Source organism: Microbulbifer aggregans (assembly GCF_001750105.1).
GTDB classification, from domain to species: Bacteria; Pseudomonadota; Gammaproteobacteria; order Pseudomonadales; family Cellvibrionaceae; genus Microbulbifer; species Microbulbifer aggregans.
This window is the reverse complement of the sequence record NZ_CP014143.1, coordinates 1,099,534-1,117,591: the sequence shown is the minus strand read 5'-3', so window position 1 is coordinate 1,117,591 and position 18,058 is coordinate 1,099,534. Positions and strand designations below refer to the sequence as shown.

Here is an 18,058-nt window from a genome sequence, read left to right as displayed (position 1 = left end):
GCGCCAGCCAGACCCGGCTGACATCAGGCGAGCAAGCTTACCATGATCCAAATCAAGGGTATGGCGATCACGTTCAGCAACAGACCCGCGCGCAGCATCTGCCCCTGCAGGACCACACCGGTGCCATAGGCGAGGGCGTTGGGTGGCGTGGCCACCGGCAGCATAAACGCGCAGGTGGCCGCGATACCCACACCGAAGACCAGCGCGTAGGTAATCGCCGGATTCAGTTGTTGCGCCAGGGCGTAAATGACGGGCACCAGGATTGCGGCGCTGCCTGTGTTCGAAGCCAGTTCGGTGAGAAAAATCATCAACGCGATGCAGGCCATGATCAGTAGCCACCCCGGTGCATCACCGAGGCCCCCAAGGAGCGACTGGGCCAGCCAGACCGAGGTCCCGGTTTGCTGCAGGATCGCCGATAGGCACAGGCCACCCCCGAACAGCAGCAGGATGCCCCAGTTGATCTGGCTCTGCAGCTGCGGCCATGAGACCAGCCCCACCAGTGGTGCCAGCGCCGTGATGGTCAGCCCGACCACCGCATCAAAGCTGCCGCCGAGCCCCAGCCAGCGGGTGAGCAGGGTCGAAAATGTCCATGCGCAAACGGCGAGGACAAACAGCGCAAGTGCGCCAAGGGCGCCGACATCCCATTCGCGCTTGCCCACTTCCGGCGGCGTGATTTCAGCGCGCTCCCGATCCGGTCGCATCACCAGCCACAGGACGGCGAGCACCAGCGGGAACATGGTCAGTGTCACCGGCAGGCCAACCTGTAGCCAGCTGACGAAATCTGCTCCCAGGGCCCGCGCAGCGATGGCATTGGGAGGGCTGCCGACGATGGTGGCGAGACCGCCAATATTTGCCGCATAGGCGGTGCCCAGTACCGCAAAAGCACGGGTGCGGGGATTGTCGCGGTCGACCATCGACAAGGCGATTGGGAGCATCATTGCCGTCGTCGCCGTGTTGCTGATCCACATGGACAGGAAGGAGACGGTTGCCAGGAAACCGATCAGGGTTGGCCACAGACGGCCGCCGCCCAGCCGCAATACCGCTCCAGCGAGCCGCCGGTCGATACCGTGAGCCTGCAATACCGCCGCCAGGGTAAATCCACCCATGAACAGGAAAATAATGGTGCTCGAGAAAGGCGCGAGTGCCTCGGCCGCTGGCATCAAACCGGAAAAGTAGGCGGCGGCCGGCACCAGCAGGGCCGTGACTGGCAACGGCACAATTTCGCTCATCCATAGCCCGGCCGCGGCAATCAGAATAAACAGGCCGAGCTTTTGCTCAGCGCCCGCTGCGAGGAGTGCCGCGAGAAAAAACGCAAAAACGACCCACAGGAGAATGACAGCAAGCCTGATCGGCAGTGAGAGGTTCTGCACAGCGCGCTCCGGTTATTTTTATCGGCGCAACGATAGCAAATTCAGTGACGGTTCTCAGCGATGAAAATTACTGTCGAGGACGCAGTTCAGTGCAGGCCCGGAAAACTTTTCTGCACCGCCAGTTCCACTTTTTCGTGGGCGGTATCCGGGCAGAAATTACCGTGGCCACCGAGGAGGTGGACAAAGGGCAGCTCCAGCAGGCGTTCGAAATCTTCTCCAAGCCACTGACCCGGATCGCAGCCGCGGGGCGTCATGCGCATTCGCCAGGTGGGGGCCACCTGCATACCCCGCCGGAATCCAGCCAGGCGCATCAAGTTGCGACCCAGCCAGGTGCAGCCCCGCCAGGACTGCCAGTACTGCAGGGCATCACAGGTGAGCAGCAGGCCACCACTGATCGGCACCCAGAGCGCCGCTTCGGGATGGGAGCTGTGGGTGAACTCAAAAAATTTTCCACCGGGAGCGGGGCACTCGCCGGCCTCACGTATCGGTGCGTCTGCAGCCGGCGCCGGATACAGATCGGAGTCCAGCTGCCGCCAGAAAGTGAGGTTGTAGCGGTCCCGGTAGTAAAGGTCATCGCAGCCATGGTAGTAACCCAGGCGCACCGCGTGGCGGATCTGACCCAGATCTTCCAGCTTCTCTTCCTGAGCCGGCCGCAGCCGCACCGGATTGACCAGCACCAGCTCGTCGTCGAAGCGGAGTACAGCCATGTTGCGGTTGACGGTCAGTGCAGGCCCCAACCGCTGGGTACCCGGCACATAGAAAAGGTCCGGCAACAGCCGGCGAATTTCACCGTGGGGCTGAGGGAGGGGATAGTCGATCTGCATGGGAGCGCAGCATCAACCGGGCACTCAGCTGTACTGGGCCCGGTTCCGCAATCCGCGCAGGAGCTGAAGGGCCTCCTCGGCCCGTGCTTCTGGCACGAATACGTGATCGTGGTGCAGTGCCGCCACCACATTGGCACTGATGCCGGCGGCAGCGAGTTCTCTGGAAACGGCCGCGGTGAGCCCCACAGCTTCGAGGCTGGAATAGACCTGCAGCGTGATCTGGCGGAAACCGACGCTGCAATCGAGGCCTTCACGCTGGGCAAGGCCATGATCAATCACAGCGCTCCAGCCCTCTGTTTCCCGGAACAGACACAAGCAGTGCGACCATAGCTGCGCGGCCCGACCATCGTCGAGTCCACAGAATACGAAGCTGCCCTCCTCCAGCTGTGGATCGAGGGTTTGCAGCAGGGTGTCGAGTCGGACTTCCGCGTTCATATCTATCTGCCCTAGCGATCAAGGTTTACCAGCACATGACAGCGTCTGCGCTATTCAAAGGACTCGCCATCGAATTCCGGCTCTCCGGGAGCTGGTGTGGTATCGACGTCGAGGCCGTCGACACCACCGGCTTCCGCCCGCGCCTCTTGGTCCCAACGATCGAGGGCGGCGTCGATATCGCGCTCCAGTGCCAGACTCGGAAATTCCGGACAGGGCGCATCTTTGGAGGGATTGTGCCATCCAGACAGGGGGGCGACGAAGACCACCAGCGATTTATGCAGGTAGTTTTCGCCAATACTGGCCTCGGTCCAGGTGGTCTGCCAGGCAAACTTGCCTCGCACCGCGTAATCGCTTTCGTAAGACTTCAGGGTAAGGAAGTAGGGGTAAAGCCGGCCGCTGCGGCAGACGATCCTCCGCTCGGTCTTGATATTGGCCATCTGGGTAAATGGGTCGTAGTACCAGTGGATGTCGTAGCCATAAGCGAATCGCATTTCGCCATCACTGTTTTCGAGAAAGGCATAGGATCGCCCCGTGCCATCTGCACTGAGGCTCCAGACATGGCGTGCCTCGCCGTCCCGGGAAATCAACCAATCCCCAACCCACTGCTGGGCTTCGAGGCGCGATTCCGCCTCCCACCCCCAGCCGGGAGTCTCCTCTGCGGACAGGCCGTCCTCCTGCCCTTCGACATTGGAAGACCGTTCACTGGCACCCAGTGCCGTCACCTGCAGGGCCGTAAAAACAATGAGGAGTGTCAGAAACAAGCGTCGCTGAGCCACAGCGTCTCTCCAGTTCGCTCTCCTCGTCCCTGAGTTCCCTGATGCCGCCCCCGGTCGGGGCGGCTCTCGCAGTTGCCAGTTGCGTTAACTGGCCAGATTTGGGCATTCAGTGCCGGCGCGCGGGGTCTCCCAGCCGCTCAGCCGGCGCTGGAAGGCCAGAAGGCCGCCGTTGCGCTGCAACCAGTGACGCCCATCCACTATCGCGAAGTCTAGGGTCGCGGCACTCCATCCGGAAAAAGCCACGGCGACAACACCACCGTTGCAGCGCACCGATGCGCCGGTGCGTACGTGCACCCGGTCGCCGTCCAGCTGCCAATTGATCGCAAATCCGTGGGATAGGCGCCCATCGGGCTGAAAGCCATAGGCAAAACCGGAGCCATCCGCATTGAGTTGCCATACAAGTTGCTGGTCGGATTCCCCTACCACCAGCCAGTTGCCGGCCCAGGCTTTCTGGTCGGGCTCGGCGGCGACGGCAAAAGGCACCAGAAAAAACACCAGTAGCACGAGTGCGTAGGCCTGGAGCAATGAAAGGAGAAGGCGGGAGAAGGAAGGATATCGCAGGTACTTCATGCGCGACTCTACCTTTGGCTGGTTGCGATTGGCGGCCCGGCTGGACCACCGGTTGTCCCGGCCGGAGCCAGCCCTGGGGCCAGCACCGGAAAGAAAATCGCGTGCGCGCGTTTTCGGTTCCCTATTGATTTAAAGGCTAGACGTTAAAACCGTCCCTGGCAGAGGATGCCTCAAAAAACCGCATTCCGACGCCAACAGACAGCATGCTTAACGTGATAGAAAAGAACTTGATCAGCAGAGAAATAGAGGCAGCTGCAACGAAATGGTGCCAATTAGCGCGATTGACGACCCTGTCGACGACGCAGCAGCCGCCACCAGAGGAGACCGGTGACAGCGGCCAGCGCGAACAGAACCGCCGCCCACAACACATAGGCGGGCCGTTCAGTAGACGGCTCCAGCCGGTTTCGTGCCTGCGCCAGACTCGCCCGTAAACGCTGCGAGGCCGCCAGGACGCCGGCGTTGCTGCTGTCGCCACTCAGGGCTTCACGCAGCTCCCGCCACTGCCCCTGGATCTGGGCCGCCAGTGCAGGATCGCGTTTTTCCAGCTGGCTCCGCAGTGGCAGGTACCCCTGCCGGTAGGCCAGCACCGCCTTGTAATAGGCTCCGGTCGTGTCCCCTGCCCGATGTGCGGTCTCGGCCAGCTGCAGCAGACCGCCAGCCCGGACCAGGGGATGTTCCAGCGCGCGCACGGCGTCCGGATGGCCGCGCCACCATAGAAAGGCTGCGGCGGCCTCTTCGGGTAAAGCGCCGGGACGGGTGACCGCCATGCCGGGCAGGGCCACCAGCGCCGGGTAGCGCTGTGCCAGGTCCGCCGGTGGTGGCAGCTGGTCCGCAACCGGAAAACCCGCAACGGCCACCGCCAGAGCCCATCGCTGCCAGCTGTTGAGATCGGCCCCCAGTTGCGATCCGTGCAGCGTATCGGCACTGGGATCCAGCAGATTGTAGAAATCGAACAGGCTGAACTGGGCGGCCCGTTCGGGGCTGGTCAGAGCTGGGCCACCTTCCGTGCCTCCTCCCCGCAGGCCATGGCAGCGGGCACAGTGCTGGCGATACAACGGGGCACCCTCTTCCGCTGCCGGCAGCGGGTGGATGGGCGAGCGCTGCAGTTGGTAGAGCGCCGCCAGCCGGTCCGCCGCCGTGTTGGCGCGGCGCTGCACCTGCTCGGCATTTCCGCGAGCGGTGAAGTCACGCTGTAATGCATCCAGGGTGCGCTCCAGGGAAGCCCGCCCCGGGCGGTCCGGCAGCTCCCGCACTAACTTCTGTACTCGCTCGAGCTGGCGGCTCTGCTGGTGGTAAAGGCGCTCATCGATCACCTGCTCCTCCTGCACCGCATCGGCATAGTCAGCGGCAAAGGACGACAACAGGTTGAGTGCCTGTGCAGCCACTGTCTCGGATTCCCCGCGCACGACGGCGGGCCAGGTGAAAACCACTGACAGGGTCACGATGAGAGAGCAGCAAAGGCCGGTTTTGTGCAGAAGGCCCATAGGGGATCACGGTTGAATGGCTCGGAAACAGCGTAGCAGGCGGGCACAAAAAACCCCGCTTTAAGCGGGGTTCAGGAATTGCGATCTCGCAGCGGATCAGCCGCGCTCGGCGCGCTCCTTCTCAATCAGGTAGTCCGCCACTTGCAGCATCAGCTCCTGGCCGTTGCTCTTGCCCTTCAGGCCCGGCAGGGAGGTGCTGATACGGTACTTGCCCGCCACCACGACTTCCGGCGTGCCGGACAGCTGGTAGGCACGCTGGTTGGCCATGCCCTGCTTCACCTTGCTGTTGACCGCGAAGGAATTCATCAGTTTCACCGCCTTCTCGCCGTTGGCACCGTGCTTGTTGAACAGCGCTGCGATGGCGGCGTTGTCCGGGTTCCAGTCGCGGCCGTCGCGCTCGGCGAACATCTTGCGCTGCTGGGCGATGGCATTGAAGATCGGCGCGTGCATGGTATCCAGTACGCCCATGGCGTCAGCCACATAGAACATACGGGCGTGGACTTCCATCACCGGCTGCCAGATGGCCGGCAATTTGCGCAGGGTGACATCTTCGGGAATGTCGCTCTTCCAGCTGTTGAGCAGTGGCTCAAAGTGGTAGCAGTGGCCGCAGCCATACCAGAACAGTTCGGTCACCTCGATCTTGCTGTCATCCCTCTGGGGCACAGCTTGAGGCAGCACCTGATAGTGCTGGCCGGCCTTGAACTGGCCGCTCTCCTGGGCACAGGCAGTAATGCTGAACAACAGGGTCAGCAGCATGGTGATGGGGGCGACAACCGCTCTCATAGTCTTCTCCAACGTTTTTCTTCTGCGCAAAAGCTATTCAAATAGACAGCGCCGATTATTGAAGTTCCCCGGCAGCAGCGCAAGAAGTGGCCGCCAAAAAGCAAAAAGGCCGGTGCGAGACCGGCCTTTCGGGGGTTTTGTTGCGCCAGATCAGTCAGTCAGGCCGGCAATGTACTGGGACAGGGCCGTGATCTCGGCATCGGACAGCTGCTTGGCAACCGAACGCATGACACGGGTTTCACCGTCGTTAGCGCGGGTACCGGCACGGAACGCCTTCAGCTGGGTCTCGATGTAATCGGCATACTGGCCACCCAGACGCGGATAGCCTGCCGGCGCATTGCCAAGGCCAGTCGGGGAGTGACAGCCCATACAAGCGGGTACGCCAGTTGCAGGGTTGCCAGCGCGGAACAGGTCGCGGCCCAGGATCAGGCCATCGACGTTCTCGCCACTGTTCAGCATCACGGATACCGGCTGGGCACCCGCCACCTGCATCTGCTGAGAGGCAAAGTAAGCGGCGATGTCGCGCAGGTCCTGCTCGTTGAAGTTATCCAGCTGGCCGATCATCTGCGGAATCTCGCGCTCGCCGGTCTTCACATCCATCAGCTGCTTGAAGAGGTAATTTTCACCCTGCCCGGCAATTTTCGGGAAAGCCGGAGCGATACTGTTACCGTCGACACCGTGACAGGCGGCACACTGGGCGGCCTTGGCCTTGCCCGCGTTCGGGTCCCCTTCGGCCGCCAGGGTGGAAGTGGCGGCGAAAGCCAGGCCGATGGCCAGAGCGGTATTCTTTACAATGCTGTTCATACGTCGTCCCATAGCGCGCTGAATTAATGCATTTTGATCCGGCAGCCGGATCACTGCGCCGCTCAAGAGAACCCCCTGCGACGCGTAAACCGCGGCATTATATACTTGCGCGCCAACCGAGTGTACCGAATCAGACGGACAAACCATGTCAGAACAGCGCCCAGAGCCCATCAATTTTCGCACCGTTCAATTTTTAACCAGCGCACCGACACTGGCGGAGTGTCCCGAGGACAGTGGCGCAGAGGTCGCATTTGCCGGCCGCTCCAACGCCGGCAAGTCCAGCGCCATCAACGCCCTCACTGGAAACAACAAGCTGGCACGCACCTCAAAAACACCGGGGCGCACCCAGCTGATCAACTTCTTCAGCATCAGTGACGACCAGCGGCTGGTGGATCTGCCCGGGTATGGCTACGCCAAGGTTGCCCGCTCCATGAAAGACGAGTGGCAGCGTCACCTGGCCTTTTACCTGGAGCAGCGCCAGTGCCTCAGGGGCCTGGTACTGCTGATGGACATCCGTCAGCCACTGAAGGAGTTCGACCTGCACATGCTGACCTGGGCAGTGCAGGCGGGCCTGCCGGTCCACATCCTGCTGACCAAGGCGGACAAACTGAAGAACGGGCCCGCCCAGAACGCCCGCTTCGCAGTGGAGAAGGCCCTGCGGGAGCAGGGGCTGGATACCGGGGTGACAGTCCAGACATTTTCCTCCACCAAGCGCGCCGGGCTGGACAAGCTTGAGCGGAGGCTGAACCAGTGGCTGGAGCTGAAGGCCGACTGAGGCCCGACGGGCAGGCAAAAAAAAGCCGGCAGATGGGGGCTGCCGGCCAGGGGTCGGTACCCTTGGGGATGGGTACCTAGCCAGACGCGCCCAGGGGGACGGGCACGCCTGTGGGTTCTCGCTGCAGTGATTCGCTCGTTGTCGACGATCGGATCACTTTTCTCTCCAGCTGTGGGCAAGATTAAGCTCGAAGGGGGATTCTCCCCACAAAATCTTTTCGCACACACGTCGGATCTCAGTACCGAGATCTAGAGGCATCATATCCCATTTCAAGGGCCAGTAATGGTACATATTTCCCAATTGACGACATTGTCCCTGTCTATCAATCGAACAATGCTCTGCCAGGCAACGACGCACAAAAAAAGCCCCGATGTTGGGGAGTATCGGGGCGAGGGGAACTGACTTTCTCAGGGGTGGGGTCTAGAGCGTCAAATCTTGGGAGTTTCACACTGTATCCATAACGATCTGTACGATTAGAGAGGCAAATGCCGCCCGGGTTCCCGGGGCTGAGTAAAGAAGCGTAAACACTCCCCCAACTCACTCCCCTTCCCGGTCCAGATCACAACAACCGGAGGTCGGTGTCAGCACCGCAGCCGTCACCGGGTTGGGCCGGAACGTGGTACAGCCCTTCAGCCCGAGCGTGTGGGCCTCCCGGTAGAGACCTTCGAAAGCCGCGAATGGCAGATCCTCCGGCACATTCACCGTCTTGGAAATGGCGTTATCCACCAGCGGCTGCAACGCAGCCTCCATCAGGAGGTGCCCGCGGGGCGGAATCTGGGTCGCGGAGACGAACGAGTCTGGCATCGGGACCGCCGTCTCACTCCCCTTGTGCCGCTCTCGCCAGAGCCGGTGCACCGGATCCTCGATCTGGAAAGTTCGCCACCCCCCGTCTGTGGTCACCACCCGTCGCCGGTGATGGAAATCAAACACCGGCTCCACCCCGCTCGAAACCCCGTTGGCAAGCAGACTGATGGTGCCTGTGGGCGCAATGGCCAGCAGGTGGCTGTTGCGCAACCCGCGGGCAGCGATTGCCCGGCGGATCTCGTCGGGCAGTGTTTGCGCATAGTCTCCCGCCAGAAAAGGCCCCGTTTCCAGCTGGGGGAAGCTGCCCTTCTCACTGGCCAGGTCAATGGAGGTACGGTAGGCGGTATCCCGCAGCAGCGTCATCACCCTGGTCGCCAGCCGGCGCGCCCCGTCGCTGTCGTAGTGGAGCCCGAGCGCAATCAGCGCGTCTGCGAGGCCGGTGATGCCCAGGCCGAGCCGGCGACTGCCTTTCGCCTGGCGCTCCAGTTCCGGCAGCGGATAGCGGGACAGATCGATTACATTGTCCAGCATCCGCACCCCCAGGGCCGCACAATCGGCAATGCCCTGCCAATCCAGCGCCGCCTGCGCGGTCAGCGGGGCGCGGACGAAGTGCAGCAGGTTGACCGAGCCCAGGTTGCAAGCGCCGAAGGGCGGCAATGGTATCTCCCCGCAGGGGTTGGTAGCGGAAATGCGCTCCCGGTAGGCGAGGTTGTTAAAGCGGTTAATGTTGTCCACGAACAGCACCCCGGGCTCCGCGCAGTCATAAGTGGCGCGCATGATCTGCGTCCACAGCTCCCGGGCGCTTACCCGCCGGAACACCCGGCAAGACTCCCCGCTAACGGCACCGCTCCAGTGACACTCCAGCAACTCGCGACCGGATTCCGGAGCCAGCGCGCGGTCGGGAAACACCAGCGGCCAGTCGGCGTCCGCGCTGACTGCCGCCATAAAAGCATCGCTCACCAATACGGAGAGGTTGAAGTGACGCAGCGCCGTCGAATCGCGCTTGGCAGCCACAAAGGCTTCGATATCCGGGTGATCGCAGCGGAGAGTGGCCATCATGGCGCCGCGACGACTTCCCGTGGACAGCAAGGTGGCGCACATGCTGTCCCAGATACGCATAAATGACACCGGCCCCGAGGCAATGGTGGCCGAGTCCCTCGCGATACAGCCCGCCGGGCGCAGGGTCGAGAAGTCGCAGCCGATACCACCACCTGCCTGCATGGTGAGCGCGCTTTCCTTCAGCCGGTCGAAGATCGCCGCCATATCATCGGCGATAGTGCCCATCACAAAGCAGTTAAACAGCGTGACCCGGCGCTCTGTGCCCGCACCGGCAAGAATCCTGCCGCCGGGCAGAAAGCAGAAGCCGGTGAGGTTGCGGTAAAAACGCTCGGCCCAGAGAGTCCGGTCCGTTTTCTCGACCCCGGCCAGCGCGTTGGCCACCCGGCGCCAGCTGTCTTCGAGCGACTGTTCCGGCGGGCCGGGTCCATTGCACCAGCGGTACTTGGTCTCCCAGACGTAGCGGGAGATTTCTGCCTGGATCGGGTCCATCTCAGAGGCTCAGCTCGCAGGCGGGACCGCCACCGTGCAGGCGACGAATGGCCTCGGCCAGCAGCGGGGCGCAAGTGAGTATGGAGATCGGCCCCGAGGTGGTGGGTTGTGGCAGCGAGTCTGTGACGACCACTGCGTCCAGCGGCAAGCCGCCGAGCTTTTCGCGGGCCCCGTCGCTGAACTGGCCGTGGCTGGCTGCCACCAGAATCCTGGCGGCACCGGCATTGTGCAGCGCCGCTGTCGCCCGCTCGATGGTACCGCCACCGGAGATAAGGTCATCGACGATCAGCACCGCGGCATCCCGCACATCCCCCACCAAGGTCCCACCGCTGAGTTGGCCCTCGCTGCGATATTTCTCGACAAACGCGCGGCCGATTTGCCGTCCGAGTTTTTCGCCGAGGGCGGATCGCAGTGCCTCGGCCCGCTTGACCCCGCCCACGTCGGGGGAGGCCACGACCAGGGGGCGCTCCTCCCCTTTCAGCGCCTGCGCGGCGTAGTCGACGAACAGCGGCATGGCCTGCAGGTGCAGACTGCGACAGCGGAAGGCATTCTCGAAAGCGGCCTGGTTGTGAGCATCCAGTGTTACCGCGGCATCGGTGCCCATGGCTTCGAACAGGCTGGCCAGGTAACGATTCGACAGCGGGTCGCGAAGTTTCGTGCGGCGGTCCTTGCGCCCGTAGCAAAGGTACGGCACGACCGCCGTCACCCGGCGGGCCCCGACGTCCTTCAGGGTGGCGATAAAGAACAGCAGCCGGATCAGCTTGTCATCGACACTGCTGTGGTTGTCACCATAGAGGGACTGAAGCAGGTAAACATCGGCGCCCTCGACGTCGTCCAGGGGACGCAATTTGTGTTCCCCATCGGTAAAGTCACGCTCTTCGTGCCGGGCGCGCGCGATACCCAGTTCGGCCGCCACGGCATCCGCCAGCGCTGCGCCGGCTTCGAGGCTGAACACTCGCAGCTTCTCGGTGGACATATCAGCTGAGGTGGGTATCAAACCAGTCGATGGCCAGGCGCACCACCTGGTCCAGGGTTCCCGGTTCCTCGAACAGGTGCGTTGCCCCCGGCACCAGTTCCAGTTGTGGCGGCTGCCCCATGGCAGCGGCCGCTTCCCGATTCAGCTCGATGACCTGGTGATCCTCACTGCCGACCACCAGCAGCGTCGGCGCCTGCACCCGCGGCAGTGCCTGGCCGGCCAGATCCGGGCGCCCACCCCGGGAGACCACGGCGCGCACCAGCGTTGGTCGCAGGGCCGCGGCGATCAGTGCGGCGGCGGCACCGGTACTGGAGCCGAACAGGCCATAGTGACGCTGGGCCAGGTCCGGTTGCAGGTGCGCCCAGTCCAGTGCGCCGGTGAGACGTTTGGCCAGCAGAGGGATATCGAAGCGGTATTCCCGCGTCTGCTCATCGATGCGGTTTTCATCGGCCGTCAGCAGATCGAAGAGAAGCGTGCCAAAGCCCGCGCGGTTCAGCTCCGCGGCCACCGCCCGGTTGCGGGGACTGAAGCGGCTGCTGCCGCTGCCATGAGCGAAGAGCACCAGCGTATGGCTGCCGGGAGGCAGGGTCAGGAAGCCACCGAGGGGCTCCCCCTCCGCATCGATGATGACTTCGCGCTCGTCATTGGGGGTTTCGCTATTCATCACCGGTCCCCGCAATCCGCTCGGCCTCGCGCATCTGCTCGAGTACCTGCTCATCCGTCAGCTGGGAAAAATCCCGATACCAGGCACCGATGGCCCAGAAGGACTGGGGGCTCATCAGGCATTCGATGCGATCCACCAGGGGAGCGAAACGATGCAGGGCATCCGGTGGCGCAACCGGTACCGCGAGTATCAATTCTGCGGGGTTTTCTTCCCTGACTGCCCGCGCCGCTGCCTCCATGGTGGCGCCGGTGGCGATACCGTCGTCCACCAGCACCACCGTCTTGCCCGTGAGCTTCGGCACAGACCTGTCGCCTCGGTAGCGCCGCGAACGGCGCTCGAGCTCCTGCCGCTCAGTACGGGTCACCTCATCCAACGCGGCCTCGCTGATGCCAAGGCTCGCCAGGACGCTGTCATTGAGGACCCGGGCATTGGCGGTAACGGCGCCCATGGCCAGCTCCTCGTGACCCGGCACACCCAGTTTGCGCACCAGCAATAGATCCAGGGGTACGCGCAGCGCGCGGGCCAACTCCAGGCCCACCGGTACGCCGCCGCGCGGCAGGGCCAGCAGAAGAACGTCATCGCGACCGGCCAGGTCCGTGAGCGTCTGCGCCAGGCGTCGGCCAGCCTCGGTGCGGTCAGTGAAGGGCTCCATCACAGCGGAAAACCCCGCGGCGTTGCTTTGTTAAGGATAAAACTAGACTAGCAAACGGAAATGCCCGGAAACCGCACCATGACTGTCACCCTGAGCCCGACACCGCCGAATCGCCCGGACCTGGAAGAAAAGACCCGGTTCCTGCTCGACCCTGCAAGTTATGGCGGAACCACCAGGCAGGTGACGCTGGTAGAAACCCATATGGCCCGGGTATTCCTCACTGAGGACCACGCCTACAAGATGAAGAAGCCGGTACGCAGCAGCTACCTGGATTTCAGCAGCCTCGACAAGCGCTACGGCGTCTGCAGCGAGGAACTACGGCTGAATCGGCGTCTCACCGACGATGTTTACCTGGCAGTCGTCCCACTGCGTATGGTCGCGGGCGGTGCGCTGGTGCTGGGGGGAGACGAAGGGCTGGCTGTGGAGTGGCTGGTAAAGATGCGGCGCCTGCCCGATGACGACTGTCTCGTGCGGCGCGTGGACTCGGTGCAGGCCGATGAACTGCTACCCCTGCTCCGCCGCCTGTGCGATTTCTACCGCCGCAGCGAACCGGTGCGGATAACCGGTGAACAGTACCTCGCCCATTTCCGCCGCCAGATTGGCGCGCTGTGGCGCCAGTTACTGCTGCCGGCCCTGGCGCTGGATCCGCGCCTGATCAATCCACTGGCATCCGGCCTGCTGCAGTTCATCGATAGCCAGGCGACTATGTTTACCCGGCGCGCCGAGGAGGGCCGTATTCTCGAGGGGCACGGCGACCTGCGTCCGGAGCACTGCTTCCTGACCACACCACCGCAGATCATCGACTGCCTGGAGTTCGACCGCGATTTGCGCTGCGTGGATCCGGTGGATGAAGTGGGTTATCTGGCGCTGGAGTGCGAAATGCTGGGGCGGCCGGATCTGGCGGAATTCGTGCGGGCCACCTACACCGAAGAATGCGCGGACCAACCGCCGGAGCAGCTGACATTTTTCTACCGCGCCTACCGGGCGCTGCTGCGCGGACAGCTGGCCGGCGCCCACCTGCTGGACGGCGATATTGCCGAGCCGGACAAGTGGCGCCAGAAAACCGAGCGCTATCTGGCTGCCGCACGGGAAGTTGCCGGCAGGCTCTGAGACGGCCAACTGACACTGTCAGCAAATGGCAGACAAAAAAAACCCCGGACTTGGGGGAGCTCCGGGGCTAACATCTGACTTCCTTGGGGGATGATGACGCATTCCAACGATCTTGCATTCTTAGAGACCCCCTTTCCGCCACAGTTCCCCCGGGATTTGTAAAAAAGTGTCAAAACTGGCGGTAGATTCACCGCCAGATGCAGATTTCTAGCAAAATCCCCGAAGCGCGGCTCAGTGCGCCTCGTCCCAGCTGGCGCCCTGCCCCACATCCACGATCAGGGGCACATCCAGCTCGGCAGCGCCCTGCATGCGCCCGATCAGTCCCTCTCGGACTTTCTCCACCTCATCCTCAGGCACTTCCAGCACCAGCTCATCGTGTACCTGCATGATGAGCTTGCTCTGCAGTTTTTCTTCCGTGAGCCAGGCGTCCACTTCGATCATGGCGCGCTTGATGATGTCGGCGGCGGTGCCCTGCATGGGCGCATTGATGGCGGTGCGTTCGGCGGCCTGGCGCATGGCACCGTTGCGGGATTTGATCTCCGGCAGGTAGAGCCGGCGACCAAACAGGGTTTCCACATAGCCCTCATCAGCGGCCTGCTTGCGGGTGTTCTCCATATAGCGCAGTACGCCGGGGTAGCGCTCGAAGTAACGGTCGATGTAAGTCTGTGCATCGCCGCGGGGAATGCCCAGCTGGCGGGCCAGACCAAACGCTGACATACCGTAGATCAGGCCGAAATTGATCGCCTTGGCGCGCCGGCGCTGCTCATCGGTTACCTCGTCCGCGGGCACTTCGAACACCTCCGCCGCAGTCGCGCGGTGAATGTCAGCACCGTGGGCGAAGGCGTCCACCAACCCTTTGTCGCCGGACAGGTGGGCCATTATACGCAGCTCGATCTGCGAGTAATCCGCGGCGATGATGACACTCCCCTGTGGCGCCACGAACGCCTGGCGGATACGGCGCCCCTCGGGACTGCGAATGGGAATGTTCTGCAGGTTCGGATCGCTGGAAGACAGGCGCCCGGTAGCGGCCACCGCCTGATGGTAGGAGGTGTGCACGCGGCCGGTACCGGGGTCGATCATCTTTGGCAGCTTGTCGGTATAGGTATTCTTTAGCTTGGCGAGCCCGCGGTATTCCATGATCAGAGCCGGCAGGGCGTGATCGTGCGCCAGTTCCTGAAGCACCGCCTCCGCGGTAGAGGGGGCGCCCTTTGGAGTCTTCTTGATCACCGGGATCCCCAGCTTCTCGAACAAGATATGGCCGAGCTGCTTGGTGGAACCCAGATTGAATTCTTCTCCCGCCTCCTCAAACGCCTTTTGCTGCAGCTCGTGCATCTTCTGCTCCAGCTCAGCACTCTGCTTGCCCAGCATTTGAGCATCCAGGTAGGCACCGTTGCGCTCAATTCGCACCAGCACCGGCAGCAGTGGCATTTCGATCTCGTCGAGCACTCTTTCCAGTGACGGGATCTTCGCCAGCCGGCCACTGAGTTCCCGATGGAGACGCAGGGTGATATCCGCATCCTCGGCGGCGTAGGGGCCGGCTTTGTCGAGTTCGATCTGGTTGAAGGTCAGCTGCTTGGCGCCCTTGCCGGCAATGTCCTCATAGTGCACGGTCTTTTCACCCAGGTACTTGAGGGCCAGGCTGTCCATATCGTGACGGCTGGCGGTGCTGTCGAGCACGTAGGATTCCAGCATGGTGTCACGGGCGATGCCCTCCAGCCGGATATCGTAGTTGGCCAGGATATGGCTGTCGTACTTGAGGTTCTGGCCCACTTTCTGCTGCGTCGGGTCCTCGAGCAGCGGCTTCAGGGCCGCCAGTGTCTCCTCGAACGGCAGCTGCTCCGGGGCACCCATGTAGTCGTGGGCCAGGGGCACATAGGCCGCCTTGCCGGGCTCAACGGCGAAGGACACCCCCACCAGCTTGGCCTGCATGTAATTGAGGCTGGTGGTTTCGGTATCGAAGGCGAAGATCTCAGCGGTCTTCAGTTTTTCCAGCCAGGCATCGAACGTCTTCTGCTGGGTAACGATCTCGTACTCCCGCTCCACCGCCTCCTGCATCGCCTCGGCGGCATCCTCACCACCACTCAGTTCGTCGAGCCAGCCGCGGAATTCCATCGCACCGAAAAGCTGGAGCAGCTTGTCCCGGTCGGGCTCGGCGTTGTGCAGGTTCTGTGGCTGGTAGGGCATTTCCACATCGGTCTTGATGGTGGCCAGCAGGTAGGAAAGCTCTGCCGCTTCGCGGTGCTCCTCCATCTTCTTGGCCAGGGTCTTGCTGCCGCGGAAACCAAGCGGTGCGATGGCATCGAGATCGGCGTAGATGTCCTTGAGGCTGCCCAGGTTCTGTAGCAGCGCCAGCGCGGTCTTTTCACCGACACCGGGCACACCGGGAATGTTGTCGGACTTGTCCCCCATCAGGGCGAGGAAATCGATAATGAGCTCCGGGCCAACACCGAACTTCTCGCGTACGCCGTCTGCGTCCATCTCAGTATTCGACATGGTGTTCACGAGAGTGATACCGGGGCGCACCAGCTGGGCCATGTCCTTGTCGCCGGTCGAGATGATGACCTGCTGGCCCTGCTCTGCAGCCTGCAATGCCAGGGTGCCGATCACGTCGTCCGCCTCGACGCCGTCAATCACCAGTCGCGGCAAACCCATGGCGTCGATGATGTCGTGGATGGGCTGGATCTGCTCGCGCAGGTCGTCCGGCATAGGAGGCCGGTGAGACTTGTAATCCTCAAACAGCTCGTCGCGGAATGTCTTGCCCTTGGCGTCGAAAACAACGGCGACGGTGCTGTCCGGGTGCTCCTTGAGGTGGCGGCGCAGCATGCTGATCACTCCACGGACCGCACCGGTAGGCCTGCCATCGCTGGTGGCGAGGGGAGGCAGGGCGTGGAAGGCACGATAGAGATAAGAGGATCCGTCCACCAGAATCAGTGGCGCGGCGCTGGGCGCTGTTTTACTCATAACGATCCGAATACTGGAATAACTTCGTGGGTTCTGTGTTTGCGCGACAGGATAACCGCGATCGGATTTTTTCGCTCGTTCCAGCGACAGAAGCAGGTCAGTCACCGCAGCCGCGCCGGCAATATCCCCCAGCACTTCTAGGCTTGTAGTGAGTTGGCAGTGATCGCTCGCGGGGCCACCCGGCCACTGCAAGAGCGGCTTCTGGAGAGGGATGTGATCATGAAGTGTGCGTTGATTTCCTGCGCCATGTTACTGGCGGCCGGTAATGCTTTCCCGGTGCAGGCAGATGCGGTCGATGAGCCGATAAATGCGCCCGGTCCGATGGAATACCTGGAGGTAACGGACTCCGCCGATCCGGGCGCCGCCCAGCGGGAGCGAACGCTCCTGGTCGAGTCCATCGCCGCCGGACTGTTGAGTGCCGGCAAACAGGAACAACTGCAGTCACTGGTGACGCGCCAGATGAACCTGCTGGAACAGGCTCTGCGGCGAGAGGAGCGCGCCCGGGCCGCCGCCGAGGCTGAGCGCCTGCGCCTTGAGCGCGAGGCCGCCCGTGAGGATGGTCAGGAAGAGGAGCGCGAGGAGGCCTCCTGACCGCGGTCCGGTATCACTGCGAGTCCGGATCCTTCGCTGAATCCGCTGTCTGGTCCGGTACTTCGCCCAGGCAGCGGCGGGCATCGCCCAGCAACGCCTGGATCAGATCCGTATAGCGTGCGTCCCCGGCGAGCTGCTGGCCCAGCGGGTCCAGAGCGACATAGCGCAGTCCGAGATTTTCCGCCACCTGGCGGTCGCGATCGTTCGCAGGCGCCTCGCCGAACAGGCAACCGTCCTCCACCTCACCGAGCGCCAGCATCGTGCGGGCGCCGCGGCGGTTCTCGCCGCCGCTGCCACCAAGCGCACTGGTGACAACGCCGGCGTTGCCAAAGAAGTGCCCGTAAGCATCGTGGGTGACCACAATGGGCACATCGCGGTAAGCCCACAGGGCACGGTCGAGTACCTTCTGCAGGTTGGCCATCTGGCGGGAGAAATCCCGTGCCCGGCGACGGAAATTCTCCGCCGCGCCGGGGTACTGAAGCGCCAGCCGCTCCGCCATCACCGCGCCGATGATTGCCGCATTGCGCGGCCGCAACCACACGTGGGGATCACCCGATGCGGCGCCCTTCATCTCGTACTCGCCCTGCTCCAGCAGCAATAGCTGGCGCTCGGCCGGCACCTGTGACAGCTGTTTCGCCAGCACAGATTCCATTCCCGGGCCGAGCCACACCACGAGGGCGGCGCGTTCCAGCATCGCGCGATCGGAGACCGAGGGCGCATAGTGGTGAGGATCGCCATTTCGAATCAGTTCCCGAACTTCCAGCTCATCGCCAGCGATCTCGCGGGCGATCAATGCGAGTGGGCGCACACTGACGACGAGAGCCCCGTCTGCGGGTGGTGCGTCGTCAGAGCAGGCGGCGATAGCGAGGAGAGCAACAGCAGTGAGCAGGGCGTTCAAACGCTTAGTGGCGATCATCAGAATCCGGTAAAG

The 18,058-nt window shown here is 62.9% G+C and carries 17 protein-coding genes; 3 read left to right on the top strand and 14 right to left on the bottom strand.

All coding sequences use genetic code 11. From position 1 onward, the window contains the following. Nucleotides 1-23 precede the first annotated feature (23 nt). From AUP74_RS04855 to AUP74_RS04820, 8 genes are all read right to left on the bottom strand, one after another. Entirely contained in the window at nt 24-1,370 is a 1,347-nt protein-coding gene (locus tag AUP74_RS04855; protein ID WP_069946583.1) for an SLC13 family permease, read from the bottom strand. An 86-nt stretch (nt 1,371-1,456) separates the two neighbouring features. Beyond that, nucleotides 1,457-2,194, bottom strand: a complete 738-nt coding sequence (locus AUP74_RS04850) for a hypothetical protein (RefSeq protein WP_083260821.1) — start codon at nt 2,192-2,194, stop codon at nt 1,457-1,459. 24 nt (nt 2,195-2,218) lie between these two features. Then, on the bottom strand, nt 2,219-2,629 hold the full coding sequence (locus AUP74_RS04845) for an ACT domain-containing protein (protein ID WP_069946582.1): 411 nt from the start codon (nt 2,627-2,629) through the stop codon (nt 2,219-2,221). Nucleotides 2,630-2,679: 50 nt separating this feature from the next. Further along, nucleotides 2,680-3,405 carry a hypothetical protein gene (locus AUP74_RS04840; protein WP_145924319.1) on the bottom strand — a complete coding sequence of 242 codons (726 nt, stop codon included), beginning with the start codon at nt 3,403-3,405 and terminating at the stop codon, nt 2,680-2,682. Between the two features lie 84 nt (nt 3,406-3,489). Next, entirely contained in the window at nt 3,490-3,975 is a 486-nt protein-coding gene (locus tag AUP74_RS04835) for a hypothetical protein (protein WP_069946580.1), read from the bottom strand. 272 nt (nt 3,976-4,247) lie between these two features. Further along, nucleotides 4,248-5,459: a c-type cytochrome gene (locus AUP74_RS04830; protein ID WP_069946579.1), complete on the bottom strand. Its 1,212-nt coding sequence runs from the start codon at nt 5,457-5,459 to the stop codon at nt 4,248-4,250. Between the two features lie 96 nt (nt 5,460-5,555). Beyond that, nucleotides 5,556-6,242 carry a thiol:disulfide interchange protein DsbA/DsbL gene (locus AUP74_RS04825; protein WP_069946578.1) on the bottom strand — a complete coding sequence of 229 codons (687 nt, stop codon included), beginning with the start codon at nt 6,240-6,242 and terminating at the stop codon, nt 5,556-5,558. 150 nt (nt 6,243-6,392) lie between these two features. Then, nucleotides 6,393-7,046, bottom strand: a complete 654-nt coding sequence (locus AUP74_RS04820) for a c-type cytochrome (RefSeq protein WP_069946577.1) — start codon at nt 7,044-7,046, stop codon at nt 6,393-6,395. Between the two features lie 145 nt (nt 7,047-7,191). Between AUP74_RS04820 and yihA the strand changes: the two genes are divergently transcribed. Then, on the top strand, nt 7,192-7,821 hold the full coding sequence (gene yihA, locus AUP74_RS04815; protein WP_069946576.1) for a ribosome biogenesis GTP-binding protein YihA/YsxC: 630 nt from the start codon (nt 7,192-7,194) through the stop codon (nt 7,819-7,821). Between the two features lie 537 nt (nt 7,822-8,358). Here yihA and AUP74_RS04810 read toward each other — a convergent pair. The 4 genes from AUP74_RS04810 to AUP74_RS04795 are packed head-to-tail and all read right to left on the bottom strand — an operon-like array spanning nt 8,359 to nt 12,465. After that, on the bottom strand, nt 8,359-10,173 hold the full coding sequence (locus tag AUP74_RS04810; RefSeq protein ID WP_069946575.1) for an adenosylcobalamin-dependent ribonucleoside-diphosphate reductase: 1,815 nt from the start codon (nt 10,171-10,173) through the stop codon (nt 8,359-8,361). Between the two features lies 1 nt (nt 10,174). Then, nucleotides 10,175-11,149, bottom strand: a complete 975-nt coding sequence (locus AUP74_RS04805; protein ID WP_069946574.1) for a ribose-phosphate diphosphokinase — start codon at nt 11,147-11,149, stop codon at nt 10,175-10,177. 1 nt (nt 11,150) lies between these two features. Continuing rightward, a complete protein-coding gene (locus AUP74_RS04800) occupies nt 11,151-11,813 on the bottom strand; it encodes a dienelactone hydrolase family protein (protein ID WP_069946573.1) in 663 nt (220 codons plus the stop codon). Next, nucleotides 11,806-12,465: a phosphoribosyltransferase gene (locus AUP74_RS04795; RefSeq protein WP_069946572.1), complete on the bottom strand. Its 660-nt coding sequence runs from the start codon at nt 12,463-12,465 to the stop codon at nt 11,806-11,808. The genes AUP74_RS04800 and AUP74_RS04795 overlap by 8 nt, the downstream gene beginning before the upstream one ends. Before the next feature lie 78 nt (nt 12,466-12,543). On the opposite strand from AUP74_RS04795, the gene AUP74_RS04790 reads away from it, so the two are divergent. Continuing rightward, nucleotides 12,544-13,575, top strand: a complete 1,032-nt coding sequence (locus tag AUP74_RS04790) for a hypothetical protein (RefSeq protein WP_069948715.1) — start codon at nt 12,544-12,546, stop codon at nt 13,573-13,575. Nucleotides 13,576-13,806: 231 nt separating this feature from the next. Here AUP74_RS04790 and polA read toward each other — a convergent pair whose 3' ends face one another. Beyond that, on the bottom strand, nt 13,807-16,536 hold the full coding sequence (gene polA / locus AUP74_RS04785) for a DNA polymerase I (protein ID WP_069948714.1): 2,730 nt from the start codon (nt 16,534-16,536) through the stop codon (nt 13,807-13,809). 159 nt (nt 16,537-16,695) lie between these two features. On the opposite strand from polA, the gene AUP74_RS04780 reads away from it, so the two are divergent. Continuing rightward, nucleotides 16,696-17,127 (top strand): hypothetical protein, encoded by a 432-nt coding sequence (locus tag AUP74_RS04780; protein WP_145924317.1) that lies wholly within the window; start codon nt 16,696-16,698, stop codon nt 17,125-17,127. Between the two features lie 13 nt (nt 17,128-17,140). Here the strand turns inward: AUP74_RS04780 and AUP74_RS04775 are convergent, their stop codons facing one another. Beyond that, the gene (locus AUP74_RS04775; RefSeq protein ID WP_083260819.1) at nt 17,141-18,043 is read right to left on the bottom strand and encodes a metal ABC transporter substrate-binding protein; all 903 of its coding nucleotides are present in this window, start codon (nt 18,041-18,043) and stop codon (nt 17,141-17,143) included. Between the last annotated feature and the right edge of the window lie 15 nt (nt 18,044-18,058).